18 protein-coding genes are annotated in these 16,612 nt (G+C 73.2%); 8 read left to right on the plus strand and 10 right to left on the minus strand.

Going from position 1 to position 16,612, the window contains the following annotated elements:
* Positions 1-7: 7 nt before the first annotated feature.
* Positions 8-466 (minus strand): DUF5684 domain-containing protein, encoded by a 459-nt coding sequence (locus FJ658_RS03845; protein ID WP_141144056.1) that lies wholly within the window; start codon positions 464-466, stop codon positions 8-10.
* 112 nt (positions 467-578) lie between these two features.
* Here FJ658_RS03845 and FJ658_RS03850 point away from each other — a divergent pair, with 112 nt between their 5' ends.
* From FJ658_RS03850 to FJ658_RS03865, 4 genes are all read left to right on the plus strand, one after another.
* Positions 579-1,142 (plus strand): DoxX family protein, encoded by a 564-nt coding sequence (locus FJ658_RS03850; protein WP_141144057.1) that lies wholly within the window; start codon positions 579-581, stop codon positions 1,140-1,142.
* A 9-nt stretch (positions 1,143-1,151) separates the two neighbouring features.
* Positions 1,152-1,730 carry an HhH-GPD-type base excision DNA repair protein gene (locus FJ658_RS03855; RefSeq protein ID WP_141144058.1) on the plus strand — a complete coding sequence of 193 codons (579 nt, stop codon included), beginning with the start codon at positions 1,152-1,154 and terminating at the stop codon, positions 1,728-1,730.
* A 104-nt stretch (positions 1,731-1,834) separates the two neighbouring features.
* Entirely contained in the window at positions 1,835-2,332 is a 498-nt protein-coding gene (locus tag FJ658_RS03860; RefSeq protein WP_370454757.1) for a mismatch-specific DNA-glycosylase, read from the plus strand.
* Positions 2,333-2,341: 9 nt separating this feature from the next.
* A complete protein-coding gene (locus FJ658_RS03865; protein WP_141144060.1) occupies positions 2,342-2,983 on the plus strand; it encodes an FMN-dependent NADH-azoreductase in 642 nt (213 codons plus the stop codon).
* A gap of 27 nt (positions 2,984-3,010) precedes the next feature.
* On the opposite strand, the gene FJ658_RS03870 is transcribed toward FJ658_RS03865, so the two are convergent.
* Positions 3,011-3,940, minus strand: a complete 930-nt coding sequence (locus FJ658_RS03870) for a GMC oxidoreductase (RefSeq protein WP_141144061.1) — start codon at positions 3,938-3,940, stop codon at positions 3,011-3,013.
* Here FJ658_RS03870 and FJ658_RS16785 point away from each other — a divergent pair.
* A complete protein-coding gene (locus tag FJ658_RS16785) occupies positions 3,935-4,060 on the plus strand; it encodes a hypothetical protein (RefSeq protein WP_255447544.1) in 126 nt (41 codons plus the stop codon). The genes FJ658_RS03870 and FJ658_RS16785 overlap by 6 nt on opposite strands.
* 71 nt (positions 4,061-4,131) lie before the next feature.
* Positions 4,132-5,880 (plus strand): aldehyde dehydrogenase family protein, encoded by a 1,749-nt coding sequence (locus FJ658_RS03880; RefSeq protein ID WP_141144063.1) that lies wholly within the window; start codon positions 4,132-4,134, stop codon positions 5,878-5,880.
* A gap of 15 nt (positions 5,881-5,895) precedes the next feature.
* On the opposite strand, the gene FJ658_RS03885 is transcribed toward FJ658_RS03880, so the two are convergent.
* Complete coding sequence (locus tag FJ658_RS03885) at positions 5,896-7,803, minus strand: glycoside hydrolase family 15 protein (RefSeq protein WP_141144129.1); 1,908 nt, start codon at positions 7,801-7,803, stop codon at positions 5,896-5,898.
* 124 nt (positions 7,804-7,927) lie between these two features.
* On the opposite strand from FJ658_RS03885, the gene FJ658_RS03890 reads away from it, so the two are divergent.
* Complete coding sequence (locus FJ658_RS03890) at positions 7,928-8,416, plus strand: glutathione peroxidase (protein ID WP_141144064.1); 489 nt, start codon at positions 7,928-7,930, stop codon at positions 8,414-8,416.
* Positions 8,417-8,508: 92 nt separating this feature from the next.
* Here the strand turns inward: FJ658_RS03890 and FJ658_RS03895 are convergent, their stop codons facing one another.
* From FJ658_RS03895 to FJ658_RS03910, 4 genes are all read right to left on the minus strand, one after another.
* Positions 8,509-9,213: an NAD(P)H-hydrate epimerase gene (locus tag FJ658_RS03895; protein ID WP_141144065.1), complete on the minus strand. Its 705-nt coding sequence runs from the start codon at positions 9,211-9,213 to the stop codon at positions 8,509-8,511.
* Positions 9,214-9,260: 47 nt separating this feature from the next.
* On the minus strand, positions 9,261-9,632 hold the full coding sequence (locus FJ658_RS03900; RefSeq protein ID WP_141144066.1) for an RNA-binding S4 domain-containing protein: 372 nt from the start codon (positions 9,630-9,632) through the stop codon (positions 9,261-9,263).
* Complete coding sequence (locus tag FJ658_RS03905) at positions 9,629-10,099, minus strand: hypothetical protein (RefSeq protein WP_141144067.1); 471 nt, start codon at positions 10,097-10,099, stop codon at positions 9,629-9,631. Before FJ658_RS03905 ends, FJ658_RS03900 begins: the two co-directional genes overlap by 4 nt.
* A gap of 67 nt (positions 10,100-10,166) precedes the next feature.
* Entirely contained in the window at positions 10,167-11,255 is a 1,089-nt protein-coding gene (locus FJ658_RS03910; protein WP_141144068.1) for a M4 family metallopeptidase, read from the minus strand.
* A gap of 115 nt (positions 11,256-11,370) precedes the next feature.
* Here FJ658_RS03910 and FJ658_RS03915 point away from each other — a divergent pair, with 115 nt between their 5' ends.
* Positions 11,371-11,850: an NUDIX domain-containing protein gene (locus FJ658_RS03915; protein WP_141144069.1), complete on the plus strand. Its 480-nt coding sequence runs from the start codon at positions 11,371-11,373 to the stop codon at positions 11,848-11,850.
* Between the two features lie 16 nt (positions 11,851-11,866).
* Here the strand turns inward: FJ658_RS03915 and FJ658_RS03920 are convergent, their stop codons facing one another.
* Genes FJ658_RS03920 through FJ658_RS03930 form a run of 3 tightly spaced genes read right to left on the minus strand, consistent with a single transcriptional unit; the run spans position 11,867 to position 16,602 of the window.
* Entirely contained in the window at positions 11,867-12,334 is a 468-nt protein-coding gene (locus FJ658_RS03920; RefSeq protein ID WP_141144070.1) for a hypothetical protein, read from the minus strand.
* Between the two features lie 60 nt (positions 12,335-12,394).
* Positions 12,395-13,144 carry a CDP-alcohol phosphatidyltransferase family protein gene (locus FJ658_RS03925; protein WP_255447545.1) on the minus strand — a complete coding sequence of 250 codons (750 nt, stop codon included), beginning with the start codon at positions 13,142-13,144 and terminating at the stop codon, positions 12,395-12,397.
* Entirely contained in the window at positions 13,141-16,602 is a 3,462-nt protein-coding gene (locus tag FJ658_RS03930) for a fibrinogen-like YCDxxxxGGGW domain-containing protein (protein ID WP_141144071.1), read from the minus strand. Before FJ658_RS03930 ends, FJ658_RS03925 begins: the two co-directional genes overlap by 4 nt.
* Positions 16,603-16,612: the final 10 nt, after the last annotated feature.

The raw sequence follows: 16,612 nt of genomic DNA on the forward strand, positions 1-16,612 counted from the left end.
GCTCCGGTCAGCGGGGCACGGCGCCGTAGCCGGCGCGGGGCATCGGCTGGCCGGCCCAGGCCAGGCGGTTCAGGTCGTAGACCTCCTGCTGGCGGGCGAGCAGGAACATCCACACGAACGGCAGGAAGATGCCGAGCACCAGGAAGCCGACGTCCTTGCCGAAGGCGATCCCGGTGCGGTGCATGCCGATCGCCTGGAAGACCAGCACGACGTAGGAGCCGAACGGCACCAGGGAGAGCAGCGCGAGCGCGCCGCTGTGTCCGCCGACCTCGAGGAAGGTCCATTGGTTGAGGATCGGGATCCACGCCTTCCACGGCTCGACGCCCACCTTGCGGAAGAAGCCCATCATCGCGATCGCCGTGACGATCCACAGCGCGACGATGATCAGCAGCATGAGGCCGTAGACGATGGCGAACCCGGCGATGAACGCCTGCCAGAACTCGTCGCTGTAGGGGGATCCGCTCACGCGCCCAGACTACGAGGTGCGCTCGCGTTCTCGGCGGACGCGAGCGCTCGGCGAGCCTGAGCGCTCGGCGAGAGCCGCGCATCCCCGTCGCCGACCGTCCTAGCGTCGGGACATGCGCATCGGATCACTCATCCTCCGCCTCGTCGTCGGCGGCGTCTTCGTCGGTCACGGACTGCAGAAGCTCACGGGAGCCTTCGACGGCCCCGGACTCGATGGCGTCGAGTCGATGATGGAGAAGACGGGGATGACGCCCGCGGCCCGCAACGCGCGGGCGGTCGCGCTGACCGAGACGGCGGGCGGTGCGGCGATCGCGCTGGGCGTCGCGACGCCGGTTGCAGCCGGCGGCCTCATCTCGACCATGCTCGTCGCGATCGACAAGGTGCACTGGCGCAACGGCTTCTGGAACACGAAGGGCGGCTGGGAGTTCAACGCCGTGCTCATCGCGGCGCTCGCCGCGATCGTCGCCGACGGGCCCGGGCGCGTGTCGGCGGACGCGGCGTTCGGCCGCCGTCGCTGGGGACCGCTCGGCGCGCTCGCCGCGGCGGGCATCGGCGTCGCCGGGGCGGTCGGCGCGGTGCAGCTGGCGAAGCGGGCCGCAGCGGAGGCCGAGGGCGACCACGGCGCCTTCAGCACCGCTTCCGACGACGCCGGTTCGGGCCGCGAGCCCGCGCTCTAGGCTGACCGCATGAGCCCGACGCTGACCATCACCGGAGACGACGCGGCCGACGAGCTGCTGTCGTCCGACCCGCTCGCGCTGCTGATCGGGATGCTGCTCGACCAGCAGATCGCGATGGAGACGGCGTTCACCGGGCCGGCGAAGATCCGCGACCGCGTCGGCGCGCTCGACGCCGCGCAGCTGGCCCACTACGACGCCGACGAGCTCGTTGCGATCTTCAAGCAGACCCCGTCGGTGCATCGGTTCCCCGGGTCGATGGCCGGCCGGGTTCAGGCGCTGTGCGCCACACTCGAGGACGACTGGGATGGCGACGCCGCCGCACTCTGGACCCGCGGCGAGCCCGACGGCGTCGAGGTGCTGAAGCGGCTCAAGGCCCTGCCCGGCTTCGGCGAGCAGAAGGCGAAGATCTTCCTGGCGCTGCTCGGCAAGCAGTACGGCGTGGATGCGGCGGGCTGGCGCGATGCCTCGGCGCCGTACGGTGAGGAGGGCTCGACCCGCTCGGTCGCCGACATCCACGATCGCGACTCGCTGCTGAAGGTGCGCGAGTTCAAGAAGGCCGCGAAGGCGGCGGCGAAGGCGAAGGGCTGAGCGTCGCCGACGGCCCGGGCCCGGCGCGTCCCGCCCCGAAGCTGAGCCGGGCCGACCTCGGCGCGTTCCGGAGCGCGACGGTCGCACCGCTGCTCGAGCCGGGGCTGCGGCTGCTGTTCGTCGGCATCAACCCCTCGCTGTGGACGGCCGCGACGCGCACGCACTTCGCGCATCCCGGCAACCGCTTCTATCCGGCGCTCGTCGAGGCGGGCATCCTGCCCTGGCTGCCGCAGTTCGGCGCGGGGCTCGACCAGCGCGAGCGGCGCATGATCGCGGATGCCGGGGTCGGCATCGCGAACCTCGTCGACCGGGCCACGGCGCGGGCCGACGAGCTCGACCGCGAGGAGCTGCGTGCGGGAGCCGCGCGGCTGGAGTCGATCGTCGCCGAGCACCGGCCGCACGTCGTCGCCGTGGCCGGGGTCACGGCCTACCGTCAGGGCTTCGGCCGCCCCCAGGCGGTCGCCGGCGAGCAGCCCGAGAGCCTCGGGGATGCGCGGCTCTGGGTCGTTCCGAACCCGAGCGGGCTCAACGCGCACGACACGGTCGCCACGCTTGCGCGGGCCTACGCCGAGCCGGCGCGGGCGGCGGGACTGCTGGGCTAGCGTGACCGCATGCCTCAGCTGCTGAGAATCGACTCCTCCGCCGACGTCGCCGGATCCGTCTCGCGAGCGCTCACCGACGCCTTCGTCGCCGCCTGGACGGGCCGTGGCGACGACCACACGGTCGTCGTGCGCGACCTGCACCGCGACCCCCTGCCGCACCTTCCCGATCCGGCGCTGCACTGGGCGCCGCGTCTGCGCGTCGAGGGCGCGACCCCGCCCGCCGCCGCGGTCGCCCTGCAGGACGAGCTCATCGCCGAGCTCTCCGCCGCCGACGCCGTCGTGATCGGCGCGCCGATGTACAACTACTCGCTGCCCTCGAGCCTCAAAGCCTGGGTCGACTACATCCACGTGCCGGGCGTGACCGCGACCTTCGACGACCAGCCGAGCCGACCCGTCGAGGGGCGCCCGGTCGTGCTCGTGTCGAGCCGCGGGGCGAGCTACGACCCCGGTACGCCGACCGCCGAGTGGGACCACACGATCGCCCCGCTGCAGCTCGTGCTCGGCGAGTCGCTCGGGATGGGCGTGCACGTCGTCACGAGCGCGCTCACGCTCGCCGACTCGGTGCCGGCGCTCGCCGAGTTCCGCGAGCGCGCGCACGCCGAGCGCGCCGCGGCCGAGGAGCAGCTGCGCGAGCTGGCGCTGAGCTTCTAGCCCGGGTGCCCGCGTCCGGGCCGGTCGTCATGCGGGGTGCGAGCGGAGCGCATCGGCGATCAGCTCGCCGATCAGCACGGCCGTGTTCGCCGGCCCGCGTCGCGGCGCGGTCGGCAGGATCGACGTGTCGGCGACCGTGAGTCCGTCGACGCCGCGCACGGCGCCCGTACCGTGGACCACGGCCCGCGGATCGTCGTCGCGGCCCATCGGCACCGTGCCGCACAGGTGCAGCGCGGTGCCGAGATGGTCGTCGATCCAGGCGTCGAGGGCGGCACCGTCGCGGCGGATGCGCGCGTCGGTGCCGAGCACGCGCGCAACGACCGCGGCGAGGGCGGGGGAGTCGAGCACCCCGTGCACGGCCCGCACGCCGTCGCGCGGCCGGCGGCGATCGTCCGCGTCGGCGAGGTAGACGTACTCGAGCCGCGGCGGCGAGAGCGGATCGGCATCGCGCACCCGCACCCGCACCCGCAGCCGTCCGCGTCGCCGCGGCGTGTGGTCGGCGAGCAGCACGGGCAGCGGCTCGAGCTCGGCGCCGCCTCGCCGTCCGTCGAGCAGCGCGTGCATCGGCACGAGCGATGCGATCGCCTCGGTCGTGCTGTCGTCGGGCCCGGGATGCGCGGCCTCCGGCGTCCCGTCGGCCGCGAGATCCACCGACCTCGCCATCCACACGCTCGACGGCGCGGGCAGGGCGCGCCGCGGCAGCCACTCGAGCACGACCTGCGGGTGTTCGGAGAGCGCGGCGCCGACGCCCGGCGCATCCACCTCGGCGCTCACGCCGAGCTCCCGCAGCTCGTCGGCCGCGCCGATGCCCGAGCGCAGCAGGATCGCGGGGGAGGCGACGCTTCCCGCCGCGAGCACGACGTGGTCGGTCTCGATGATCTCGGGCGCGGAGCCCGTCTCGGCCGGCTGGCCGGGCGGTGTCGGCGGCGCGACGAGGCCAGCATCGACCCCGTGCACTTCGGCGTCGCGCGGCGCCTCGACGACCTCGCCTACGTCGCCGGCGTCTGGTGGTCGGCGCTGCGCGGGCGCTCGCTCGCGGCGCTGAAGCCCGACCTGCGGGGCGACGCGGGGCGCTGACCGCGGGCGTCGTCGACCCGCTCGCGCACCCGCGTGGGATGATCGGCGCAGGCGATCGAAGGGGAGCGCGCATGAGCGATCAGGGCACGACGGCGATCGCGGGGGCGGCGCCCGACGGATCCGTCGACACGGTGAGAATCGACGCCGCCATCGCCGACCTCGAGCGCGGCGAGCTCGCCTGGGCCGCACGCTCGCTGGCCGAACGAGCCGAGCTGATGCGCGACGTGCGCGCCGCCGTCGCCGAGGCGGCCGAGGACTGGGCGCTGACCGCGGCACGCATGAAGGGCATCCCAGGCGGCTCGCCGCTCGAGGGCGAGGAGTGGCTCTCGGGCCCCTACGGACTGCTCACCGCGACCGCGCTGCTGGCGGAGTCGCTCGACCGGCTCGCCGCCGGCCGCAGCCCGCTCGACGGCGAGCGGCTCGGCATGGCGCTCGGCGGTCGCGTGACCGTGCGCGCCCTGCCGCGCACGCGGGAGGAGGAGCTGCTGCTCAACGGCTTCTCGGCCGAGGTGTGGCTGCAGCCGGGTATCGGCGAGGGCCAGGCGCGCGCCCGCGCCGGGCTCGGCCAGCGGCATCCCGACCGCACCGGCGGCGTCGGGCTCGTGCTCGGCGCCGGCAACATCACCGCGATCCCCGCCCTCGACGTGCTCTCCGAGCTCGTGCACGGCAACCGGGTCGTGCTGCTGAAGCCCAACCCCGTCATGTCGGCCATGACCCCCGTCTTCGCACGGGCTCTCGCCCCGCTGATCGGGGTGGATGCGCTCCGCATCGTCGAGGGCGCGGCCGACGTCGGCGCCTACCTCACGCGGCATCCCCGGCTCGCGCACGTGCACATCACCGGCAGCGCGGCCAGCCACGACGCGATCGTGTTCGGCACCGGCGAGGAGGGGCGCACGCGCAAGGCGGCGCACGACCCGAAGCTGCGCATCCCGATCTCGAGCGAGCTCGGCGGCGTCTCGCCGATCGTCGTCGTTCCGGGGCGCTGGAGCGCGGCGGACCTGCGCTACCAGGCCGAGCACGTCGCCACGATGCGTCTGCACAACGCCGGAGCGAACTGCATCGCCGGGCAGCTCGTGCTGATCTCGCACGACTGGCCGCAGCGCGAGCGCTTCCTCACCGAGCTGCGCCGGGCGATCGACCGGGCCCCCGCGCGACCGGACTGGTATCCGGGCGCGGCCGACCGGGCGCAGGCGGCCGTGGGCGCGCATCCCCGCGCCCTGCGCTGCGGACCCGACGGCACCCGGGTGCTGCTCGAGCTCGGCGAGGCCGGGGTCGGAGCGCCCGTCGAGACGACCGAGTACTTCGCTCCCGTGCTGGGCGTCGTCGACCTGCCGGGCGACGCGGCGACGTTCCTCGAGAACGCGGTCGAGCACGTCACCCGCGCGGTCGCCGGCACCCTCGGCATCAACGTGATCGTCGACCCCGCCACCGAGCGCCGTCTCGGCCGCGCCTTCGACGAGGCGATCGCGCGCCTGCGCTACGGCACGATCGCGATCAACGCCTGGACCGGCGTCGCCTTCCAGACCGCCGCCGCGCCCTGGGGCGCCTACCCCGGCAACCGCCTCGCCGACGTCGGCAGCGGCATCGGCACGGTGCACAACGCGCTGCTCATCGACGGCGTCGAGAAGACCGTCCTGCGCGGCCCGTTCCGGCCGTTCCCGCGCTCGGTCGCCGGGGGAGAGGCGGCGCTGTTCCCGACCCCGCCGTGGTTCGTCAGCGCGCGCAGCGCCGCCGTCACCGGGCGTCGGCTCGTGGAGTACTGGATCGCGCCGTCGGCGCGGCGCATGGCGGCGGTGTTCGCGGCGGCGTTCCGGGCCTGAGGCGCGGGGCCAGCGTCAGCGCGTCCCCGCCCGCGCCCGCGCCACGGCACCTGCGGCCCGCACCAGACTCAGGTGCGAGAACGCCTGCGGGGTGTTGCCGCGGTGCGCGCCGGTCGTCGCGTCGACCTCCTCGGCCAGCATCCCGACGTCGTTCGCGAAGCCGATGAGGCGATCCAGCAGCGCCGACGCCTCATCGTGCCGCCCCTGCAGGGCATAGACCTGCACGAGCCAGAACGAGCACGCCAGGAACGGGCTCTCGGCGCCCTCGAGACCGTCGACGCCCGAGGTCGTGCGGTAGCGCAGCACGAGCCCGTCGGGCATGAGCTGGCGCTCGATCAGCTCGACCGTGGAGCGCATGCGCGGATCGTCGGCCGCGACGAAGCCGACCTGGGGCAGCACCAGCAGCGCCGCATCCACCTCGCTCGTGGCGTAGTGCTGACGGAACGCCCCCGTCGCCGGGTCGACACCGCGGCTCTCGATCTCGGCGCGCAGCGCGTCGCGGCTGCGCTCCCAGCGCTCGACCGGACCCTCGAGCCCGGCCTCGTGCACCGCGCGGATCGCCGCGTCGAAGGCGGCCCAGAGCATGACGCGCGAGTGCACGAAGAACTGCGGGTCGCCGCGGATCTCCCAGATGCCGTTGTCGGGCTCGTCCAGGTGCTGCTCGACCCAGCCCAGCAGCGCCTGCTGCAGCGACCACGAGAAGCGGTCCTCCTTCACGCCGGCGCGCCGCGTCTGCTCGAGCGCGAGGATGACCTCGCCCACGACATCCGCCTGGAACTGCTCCGACGCGGCGTTGCCCACCCGCACCGGCGCCGCGCCCTCGTAGCCCGGCAGCGTCGGCACCTCCCACTCGGGCAGACGGCGCTCGCCCGCGAGGCCGTACATGATCTGCAGGTCGTTCGGATCGCCGGCCACCGCCCGCAGCAGCCAGTCGCGCCAGTGATGCGCCACGTCGCGGAAGCCGCGGGCCACGAGCGCCTGCAGCGTCAGCGCGGCGTCGCGCAGCCAGACGTAGCGGTAGTCCCAGTTGCGCGCGCCGCCCGGCTGCTCGGGCAGGCTCGTCGTCGCGGCCGCGACGATGCCACCCGTGTCGGCGTGGGTCAGCGCGCGCAGCAGCAGCAGCGAGCGGCGCACCGCGTCCGGGTGCACCGTGCCGCAGTCGGCGCCGGCGATCCAGTCGCGCGACTCGACCAGGGTCGCGTCGATCGCGGCGTCGACGTCCAGGGGATGCGGCGGCCGGCGGTGCGCCGGGAACCAGGTCAGCACCGTGTCGACCGTCTCGCCCTCGCCCACCTCGAACTCGGCGGCGTGCGCGTGATCGACCGGCTCGAACGCGGGGCCGCGCACGACGAGCGCGTCGGGACCGGCCGTCGCGACCAGCGCGGGGGCGGCGTCGTCGCCGATCTGCCGCATCCACGGCAGCGCGGCCGCGTAGTCGAAGCGGATGCGCAGCTCCTGCCGCACGCGCACCCGGCCGCGTACGCCCCGCACGCGGCGGATCACGTCGACGCGGTCGTGGTCGGAGTGCGGAGTGCCTGCGTCGCCGTGGCCGTGGCCGTGGCCGTCGCCGTGCTCGCTACCGCGTCGCGTCGGCATCAGGTCGATCACCTCGATCTCGCCGCCGTCGACGACCCAGCGGGTGAGCAGGGCGACCGAGTCGTCGAGGTAGCGACGCTCGGTGCAGCGCGGCGGCGGGGCGATGTCGGGGGCGTCGGCGTCGGGGGCGTCTCCGTCGCCGTCGCCGTCCGCGACGACGGGAGCGAGCATCCACCGACCTTGGCTCTCGTCGCCCAGCAGCGCGCCGAAGACCGAAGCCGAGTCGAAGCGCGGAACGCACAGCCAGTCGATTCCGCCGTCGGAGCCCACCAGGGCGGCCGTGCGGCCGTCGCCGATGAGCGCGTACTCCTCGATGGGCAGGGGCATGGGCTCATCCTGGCGCGGCGGCCGGGTGCGGTGCGGGATGCGCGCGCCGGTGCTCAGCAGACGCCCGGCCTGCGCACCGGCCGCTCCCCAGCGCCAGCCGGGTGCGCGGGCGTAGTCTGCGGCCATGAGCGAGCTGCGCGACATCCCCCTGACGACCATCGACGGGGGCACCGCCACCCTCGCCGACTACGCCGACAAGACGGTGCTGGTCGTCAACGTCGCCTCCAAGTGCGGCCTGACGCCGCAGTACGAGAAGCTCGAGCAGCTGCAGAAGCAGTACGAAGACCAGGGCTTCACGGTGCTGGGGTTCCCCTGCAACCAGTTCATGGGGCAGGAGCCGGGCAGCGCCGAGCAGATCCAGGAGTTCTGCTCCACGACCTACGGCGTCACCTTCCCGCTGTTCGAGAAGACCAAGGTCAACGGCCGCTCTCGTCACCCGCTGTACGCCGAGCTGGTCAAGACGGCCGACGCCGACGGCAAGGCCGGCAAGGTCAAGTGGAACTTCGAGAAGTTCGTGATCGCGCCCGACGACACCGTGCACCGCTTCCGCCCGTCGACGCAGCCCGACGACCCGGCCGTGATCGCGGCGATCGAGGCCGGTCTCGCGGGCTGAGCCGACTCGGTGAGCCTGGCGGGGCGAGCCTGTCGCGCTGGGCCTGTCCATCTGAGCTGGTCGGGTGAGCCCGTCGCGCTGAGTCTCCACGGTCAGGACACCCGCACGAGCGGTGAGCCGCGCAGGTGCGGCGCGAGACCGAGGTCGATCAGCCGCACCTCGCCCGCGAGCGACGCACCCGGCTGCCGCAGCAGCCCGGCCTTCATCGCGCCGAACGTCACCGTGATGGTCGCCGGCAGCAGCACGCCGTCGTCGGGAGCGGCCCCGTCGTCGACGCCGATCCCGCTCGGCACGTCCACCGCGACGACCCGCAGCCGCTGAGCGTCGCGCTCCGTCACGCGGGGCAGCAGCGCGCTCGCGACGTCGTGCGCGGCCCCGCGCAGCCCGGCGGCGGGCGCGCCGATGCCGAGCATCGCATCCAGCAGCAGCGCATCGGGCCCGACGGAGTCGACCCAGTCGCGTGGATGCGCGGCCGCCGCCCGATCGAATTCGGCCCCCGCCTCGACGGCCGCCGTCAGCCCGGCGTCGTGCAACCGGGACCCCGTCGGCACGATCGTCACCGCGACGCCGTCGCGGGCCAGCTCGGCGGCGGCGAACAGTCCGTCGCCGCCGTTGTTGCCGGAGCCCGCGAGCAGCACGACCCGGCCCCCGGGCTCGGAGAGCTGCTCGCGCACGACCGCCGCGAGCGCGGCCGCGGCACGCCGCATGAGCGGCTCGCCGGCGTCGAGCAGCGGGCGCTCGGCCGCACGGATCTGCTCGGCGCTCCAGCCGTCGCGGATGTCGGCGACGGTCGTCATTCGTCGCTCGATTTCATGCATCGCGTGATGTCATTCATTGCGCGACGTCACGGCGCACGGCCCTGCAGCCGGTCGAGCTCGCGCCGATCACGCTTGGTCGGTCGTCCGGCGCCGCGCTCGCGCACGCCGATCACGACGCGCTCCTCCTTGGGCGGCGGCGGGGGAGTGCGGTCGGTGTAGCACTCGGCGGCCTGCGGGGCGCCGACGCGCTTGACGATGAGCTTCTCGACCGTCACGAGCTTCTCGCCGCCCGGCGTCAGCACGCGCACGTGGTCGCCCACGACGACGCTCTGCGAGGGCTTGGCGCGCTCGCCGTTCACCCGCACGTGCCCGGCCTTGCACGCCGAGCTCGCCGCCGAGCGGGTCTTCATGAGCCGCACCGCGCACACCCAGGCGTCGATGCGCACGCCCGCGCTCATGCGCCGCCTCGCGGCTCGACCGGTCGGCGCTTCACCGGACGATCCTCGTCGGGCAGAGCGCGCCGAGCCGGCACGACCTCGCCCTCGCGCTGCACCCGGACGACCAGTTCGCGCCACGCCCCGGTGAGCGGCTCGGTCAGCTGGGCGCGATGCGCGTCCGTCCCGGTGCGGGCCTCGATCTGCCACGACATCCGGTCGGCGCCGCGCGCAGCGGCCGCGGAGTCGGCGGCAGAGGTCTCAGAGGTCGACGTGTCGGCGCCCGACGTGCCGGTGCTTGACGCGTCGGCGCCCGACGTCTCTTCGCCCGACCACGGGCACGCGTCGATCCGCAGGATCCAATCGGCGCGACCGTCGTCATCCACGTCGATGCGCCACTCGCGACGGATGCCGGCCACGCCGCCCGTGCGCGCGACGCTCACCGAGACCGGAGCAGCGGCGGCATCTGCGGCGGCCTCCGCGATGTCCACGGCGTCCGCTCCGGACGTGCCTGCGGCACCCGATCCGTCCGCGGCTTCCGACCCGTCGGCGCCAGGCTCATCGACCTGCTCGGCCCTGCGCTCCGTCATCGATCGCGACTCCCACTCCCGCCCATCCGGCGCGCACGGCGTCGATCTCGGGCGATGACTCACCGTACCTCGCGCCGGCCGCGTGCACCGTGGCGGCGGCGAAGCGCGCGAAGTCGGCATCCGTCGGCACACGGTCGCGGGCGCCGTCGCCCGTGAGCGTGTCGTACCAGATGCGCCCCGCCCGCTCCCAGGCGTCGCCGCCAAGAGCCTCGGCGACCAGGTAGAACGCCCGATTCGGGATGCCGGAGTTGATGTGCACGCCGCCGTTGTCGTCGCTCGTCTCGACGTAGTCGTCCATGTGCGCCGGCTGCGGGTCGGCACCCAGCACATCGTCGTCGTAGGCGGTGCCCGGCGCTTTCATCGACCGGAGGGCCGACCCCTCGACCTCGGGCGTGAACAGCCCCTCGCCGATCAGCCAGGTCGCCTCGGCGGCGCTCTGCCCCTTCGCGTGCTGCTCGACGAGGGCGCCGAAGACGTCGGAGATCGACTCGTTGAGCGCGCCCGCCTGCCCCTGGTAGACGAGCCCGAGCGTGTGCTCGGTCACGCCGTGGGCGAGCTCGTGCCCGATGACCGAGAGCGACGCCGTGAACCGCCCGAAGACCTCGCCGTCGCCGTCGCCGAAGACCATGCGCTCGCCGTTCCAGAAGGCGTTGTCGTAGTGCTCGCCGTAGTGCACGCTCGCGTCGAGCGGCAGGCCCGCGCCGTCGATCGAGTTGCGCCCGTAGACCTGCGAGAGCAGTTCGAAGGTCGCGCCGAGCCCGTCATAGGCCTCGTCGACCGCGGTGTCGCCGCTCGAGTCGTCGCCTTCGCGCCGCACGACCTCGCCCGGCAGGGTCTCCGACCCCTTCGCGTCGGCGATCGTGCGATCGGGCTGATCGGTGAGCTCGGCGACGAGATCGTCGCCGTCGACGCTGAACGTGATCGCCGCGCGGCGTCGCACCTCGTGATCGGTGAGCACGAGCGTGCGCCGCGCCGCGCGCGGGGCGACGGCGAGACGCTCGCTCTCGGCTTCGGCGATGCGGGAGAGCAGGAATGGGGGGACGATTCCGGGGGCCATGACCTCACGGTAGGCGGCACCTCCGACGTCGTCACGGGGCCGCGGCGTGTCGATCGCGAGACCTCGCGTGACGCGCATCCGGTGCCCCGACGACCGCACGCCCTAGGCTGACGCCATGACGCGCGCCACCCACGACCCCTCGGCGCGGCGCCCGCGCGGCCCCGAGGACGTCTGGGTCGACGGCCCCGATGGCCGCTTCTGGGGCTCCTTCGGCGCGGCGGGGCTGCTCGTCGCGCACGACGATGCCGTGCTGCTGCAGCTGCGCGCGGAGTGGAGCCACTTCGGCGGCACCTGGGGCATCCCGGGTGGCGCCCGCAAGTCGGGCGAGACCGCCGAGCAGGCCGCGCTGCGGGAGGCCGACGAGGAGGCCGGAGTGCCGCCGGAGTCGGTGCGCGTGCTCGACGAGCTGGTCTTCGACCTCGGCTACTGGTCGTACACGACGGTGCTGGCCCGGGTCGGCGAGCGCTTCACGCCGATCGTCGGCGACGCCGAGAGCCTGCGGCTCGACTGGGTCGACATCGCCGCGGTGGATGCGCTGCCGCTGCACCCCTCCTTCGCCGCGAGCTGGCCGGAGCTGCGTCGCCGTCTGGGCTGAGGTCCGCGCGATCGCCTCAGGCGGGCTGAGCCGTCAGCTCCGCCTCGGCGGCGAGCGAGGCCTTCCACGCCACGAGGCGGCGCACAGTGTCGTCGCTGTCGTCGGCGAGCTTGACCATGACGTCGTCGGGCACGAAGTAGTTCACGGCGACCCAGCCGCGCACGGTCGCCGACTCGTCGTCGGCGAGGGACCGCAGCACGTCGCAGGGCGTGGTCTCGTTGCGGGCCAGCACGGCCCGCACGCTCTCGTCGGGGTCTGCCGCGAGCTTGTCGATCACGTCGGCGGGCGTGTGATAGCTCGACGCGACGCTCTCGCGGATCTTGCCCACGGGGCTCTCGGCGAGGATGCGCAGTCGGCGGATCTTGCTCTCGGTGACCGGGGGAGCGGGGTGCTCGGCGGCGATCTCCTCGGCGCTCTTCATGGTCGGCGCCATGCGGGCGAGCTGGGCGCGCTGAGCCGGGGTGTTGAAGCGGATGCACGACATGCGGGCCACCCTACGCGCGGGGCGGGACGTGCCGCCGGAGCCGAGCGGGCGTGCCTCCGCTCACCCGGCGAGTCGCCGCAGGCGCTGATGCTTGCGCACCATCGACGCCCCCGTGTGCAGCAGGTTGACGGCGAACAGCAGTCCGTAGCCGACCAGGAAGGCCGGCGTCCACGCCCAGAGCGCGAACACCCAGCACAGCGCGCCCATGTCCGTCGGCAGCAGGGCGATCGACCGCAGCGTTCCGCCACCGCGCGGGATGCCGGCATCCGAGCCGAGTCCGCGCGCCAGCTGCTCGGCCAGGATCTGGCTCATGAACTGGCCCACCGAGACCACGGTGTAGGCGATCGGCAGCCAGAGCCAGGCGGTGCCGATCTCGGCGTGCCGCCACAGCGCCACGAGCACGGCCAGGTGGATCGCCGGCGTGCGGATCGCATCCACGACGTGATCGAGCCACTCGCCGGCCGGCCCGCCGGTGCGCGAGAGGCGCGCCAGCTGACCGTCCGCGGAGTCGAAGACGTAGCCGAGCGCGAGCAGCAGGGCCGCGGTCAGCCCGCTCCACACCGTGACGGGCGCCGTGATGAGCACGACGAGTCCGGCGGCCGAGAGGCCCGCTGACGTGAAGGTCACCGCGTCGGCGCTCGCGCCGATCGCATAGCCGGCCGCGGCGACGACGCGCGCCGCCCGGCGGTTGACCCACCGCGTGTAGGCGGGGATGCCGCCGCCGGGCTTCTGCGCCGACTCGAGCGCGGCGAGCGCGCTCGCGATGCTGCGATCGGGCAGGCCCCCGACGATCGTGATCGGCGCGGTCACTTCACCGTCACTCCGAGGTCGAAGCTGACGCTGGGCGAGCTGCGGTAGTTGGAGACGACCTGCACCGCGATCACATTCCGGCCGCTGACGACCAGGTTCGCCGGCACGTCGAACGTCACCGGGTTCGCGACCGCGGTGGCGGTCGACGGGGCGCTGTTCGCGTAGGTGGTATGGGTGATCGTGCCCGGGATCAGGTTCGACCGGCCGATCTCGGTGCCGTTGAGGAACACGATGATCCCGTCATCGGCGCGCGTCGTCACGGTCAGGCCGTTGGGAACGGTCGAACCCGCGGCCAGGTCGAATCCGCCGCGGAAGTAGACCGAGCTCGGCTTCGGCGTCGCCGTGGTCGTGACCTGGGTCGTGATCGGCCCGGTGCCCCAGCCGAGCGGCGCCGCTCCGGTCGCCCAGGCTCCGGCGTCGAAGGCGCTCGAGCGCCAGTCGCTCGGCGGAGCGTCGACGGGGAAGGAGTACGACCAGCCCGATCCGGGGGCCACCAGCGCGGTGCCCGCGGCGACCGGGGTGCCCGGCGTGCCCGGGTCGGTCGGGGTGCCCGGGTCGGTCGGCGTGCCCGGATCGGGATCGGGCACGTCGACCGGCGTCGTGCCGGTGTTCGCGACGGCGGTCAGCTCGAAGCTGCTGTTCGGCGTCGACCGGAAGTTCGAATGCACCTCGGCCGCGATCACGTTGGCTCCGCTCGTGAAGGCGCTCGCGGGCACCGTGACCGTGATCGGGTTCGCCGCGGCGGTCGAGGTCGACACCGCCGCGTTCGCGTAGGTGTTCACCGTCACGGCGCCGGCGTCGATGTTGCGCCGCAGCACCTCCGTGCCGTTCACGTAGACGACGATGCCGTCGTCGGCGCGCGTGGTCAGCGTCACCGAGCTGAAGCCGCCCGTCGTGACGTCGATCGACTTGCGGTAGTAGGTCGTGAGCGGCTTCGGCGTGACCGTCGTGGTCACGGTCGTCGCGTTCGTCGTCGCGCCCCAGCCGAGCGGTGCGGCGCCGCTGCTCCACCCCGCGGCGCTGCCGGCGGCGGTGTTCCATCCGCTCGGGGGCGCCTCGCCGTCGAACTTGTACGACCACGTCGACCCGGCGGTGATCAGGTTCGGATTCGTCCCCGGATCGGTCGGGGGCGCCGTCGTGCCGACCTTCGTCGCCGGCGTGCTCGCCGAGATGTTGCCCGTCGCGTCGGCGGCGCGCACGAAGTACTTCGTCGCGGCCGGGGCGTCGGGCAGCGTGATGGTCGTGGCCGTCGTCGTGGCGACGACCCGGTCGTTGCGCAGCACCTGATAGGTCACGGCGCCCGAGGCGTCCGTCGATCCGGCCCAGGTCAGCGAGACCTGGCTGCCCGTCTGGGTGACGCCCAGGCTCGTGGGTGTGGTGGGCGCGGTGCTGTCGCGCAGTGGATAGCGGATGAACCCGCCGGACCACTGCCGTGTGGTGGGTGCCTTCTCGGAGTAGCTGTAATCACCGCCCGCCCAGAGGGTGCCCGTGGAGTCCACGAACAGTCCCCAGCCGCCGGCTCCGTAGAGCGTGCTCAGCTGCGGGCTGAAATCGTCGAGGTAGCGACCGGTGGTCGCATCCCAGGCTCCGACGGAGTTCACCTTCTCGGCCTTGTACCAGCTCGTCCCGATGTTCGACCAGGTCTTGCTCCCCAAGTACTGGGTCTCGAAGCAGTGGCAGCTGCCGTACACGACCTTCCCGTCGGTGGCGATCGACTGGAAGTCGCCGCCCTTGTTGCCGACGGTGGTCGAGACGAGAGAGAAGTCCGACCGCTGGTAGCTGAACAGCGAGTGCTCCGAGCCGCCGAGCCAGATGTAGTCGCCGACCTCCTTCACCGCCTGCTGGTAGTTCACCGAGCTCGAGTAGGTCGGAGTCCACGGGATCGCCGTCGCTCCGGTCGTCGAGAGAGCAGCCGCCTTCTCGGTGCCCGAGGTCTTCGACATCGAGAAGAAGCCGGCGAAGTAGACGCGATCTCCCAGCGACGATGCGTCGAGCGCCATGACCCGTCCGTTGAACTCCGGGTTCCAGCTGCCGTCAGGCGTGCCGTTCGCGACCGAGAACCGGGCGCCGCTCTTGGTGTAGACCTCGTTGCTCTGGCTGCCGCCCGTCGAGTGGGTGAAGATGCCGCCGACGTACAGCCAGCCATCCTGGACGTCGAGTGCTCGCACGAAGGCGTTGTTGTTCTGGCGGTCGATCACGCGGCCCGACCACGCGGTCGATGTCGCGCCGGAGGTCGGGTCGAGCACCACGAGTCCGGTGCGCGCTTCGCCGTTCACCTGGGTGAAGTAGCCGCCGGCCGCGATCCGCCCATCGGGCAGGGCCGCGAGAGCCTTGACCTGGTTGTTGAACACAGGCCGGAACACCGTCTTGAGCTCGCCGGTCGCGCGATCGAACGCCGCAAGGTAGGGCTGGGCGACAGCGCTGCCGCCGCTCGACGTCTTCTGCACGCTCGTGAAGTTGCCGCCCACGTACACGACGCCGTTCGATTCGATCATGGCGCTGACCTGCACGCTGCCCTCGATCGACTGCGGGCCGGCGCCGAGTCCGGCGACGCCCCAGTTGGTGGGCAGCGCGTAGCTGGACGCGACCGCAGTGACCGTCGACGCCGTCGTGCCGGAGTCGGGGATGGTCGTGAAGAGGGAGGTGCTGGTGACGCGAGGGCGGATGAAGACCTGAGTGAAGCCCTTCGCGTATCCCGATCCCGAATCCTTCGACCACAGCCAGCTGCTCGCGGCGTTGGAGCCGTTGACGCTCGAGCCGAAGCCGAATCCGTCGGTCCAGCCCTGCGACGACCCGGTCGAGGTGTCGATGCGGTTGAGGCCGCTTCCCGAGCCGAATCCGATGGTCTGACCGCCCGTCCCGCTGGTCGAGCCGATGCGCCAGGTGGCGACACGCTGCTGGTTGTTGTACATCCAGGTCCAGTCGTCGCGCGGAGAGCTGAACGTGAAGCGCGCCTCTTGGAAGCTCGTGCCCTCCACGTTGGTCGCCCGCCGCAGGCGGATCCCCTCGCTCAGCGCGCTGACCTTGCCGCCGCCCAGCAGCGCCTCGATCGTCCGCGAGGAGAGCTGGCGGGCGTCGAACGCCGCGGTGCCGGTGACGGGATCGCGCACCTGCGCCGTCGTGCCGCGACCCTCGTCGGTCGTCGACCAGGTCTCGCGACCCCGGCCCACCATGAGCCAGCCGCCGCCGTCGGTGGTCTGGTCGCAGTAGAACTGATCGGGCGCGCCGAGCTGCGGGGTGTACAGCCAGTACACGCCGTCGGGCGCCGAGGCGTTGCGCTGCTTGATCTCGTAGCACGAGGCCGCCGCGGTGAGCGCCGACAGACCGTCGGGGGTCGGCAGCGGCGCCTCGGCCGCCGCCGGGAGCGGACTCAGCACGCCGGCGGCGAGGACGCCCGCGATGACGGTGACGAGGCCGAGGCGCAGAGGACGCCGGGCGCGGGAAGTGGGGTTCGACATGTCGGGTCCG

This window comes from Schumannella sp. 10F1B-5-1, assembly GCF_006517535.1.
GTDB lineage: Bacteria > Actinomycetota > Actinomycetes > Actinomycetales > Microbacteriaceae > Schumannella.

What these genes read in the sequence shown, in the direction of transcription:
- FJ658_RS03865 (WP_141144060.1), top strand. Translation starts at nt 2,342, where the DNA reads ATGCCTCAGCTGCTGAGAATCGACTCCTCCGCCGACGTCGCCGGATCC.
- FJ658_RS03900 (WP_141144066.1), bottom strand. Translation starts at nt 9,632, where the DNA reads ATGAGCGCGGGCGTGCGCATCGACGCCTGGGTGTGCGCGGTGCGGCTC.
- FJ658_RS03895 (WP_141144065.1), bottom strand. Translation starts at nt 9,213, where the DNA reads ATGACGACCGTCGCCGACATCCGCGACGGCTGGAGCGCCGAGCAGATC.
- FJ658_RS03910 (WP_141144068.1), bottom strand. Translation starts at nt 11,255, where the DNA reads ATGGCCCCCGGAATCGTCCCCCCATTCCTGCTCTCCCGCATCGCCGAA.
- FJ658_RS03850 (WP_141144057.1), top strand. Translation starts at nt 579, where the DNA reads ATGCGCATCGGATCACTCATCCTCCGCCTCGTCGTCGGCGGCGTCTTC.
- FJ658_RS03885 (WP_141144129.1), bottom strand. Translation starts at nt 7,803, where the DNA reads ATGCCCCTGCCCATCGAGGAGTACGCGCTCATCGGCGACGGCCGCACG.
- FJ658_RS03890 (WP_141144064.1), top strand. Translation starts at nt 7,928, where the DNA reads ATGAGCGAGCTGCGCGACATCCCCCTGACGACCATCGACGGGGGCACC.
- FJ658_RS03880 (WP_141144063.1), top strand. Translation starts at nt 4,132, where the DNA reads ATGAGCGATCAGGGCACGACGGCGATCGCGGGGGCGGCGCCCGACGGA.
- FJ658_RS03920 (WP_141144070.1), bottom strand. Translation starts at nt 12,334, where the DNA reads ATGTCGTGCATCCGCTTCAACACCCCGGCTCAGCGCGCCCAGCTCGCC.
- FJ658_RS03855 (WP_141144058.1), top strand. Translation starts at nt 1,152, where the DNA reads ATGAGCCCGACGCTGACCATCACCGGAGACGACGCGGCCGACGAGCTG.
- FJ658_RS03930 (WP_141144071.1), bottom strand. Translation starts at nt 16,602, where the DNA reads ATGTCGAACCCCACTTCCCGCGCCCGGCGTCCTCTGCGCCTCGGCCTC.
- FJ658_RS03915 (WP_141144069.1), top strand. Translation starts at nt 11,371, where the DNA reads ATGACGCGCGCCACCCACGACCCCTCGGCGCGGCGCCCGCGCGGCCCC.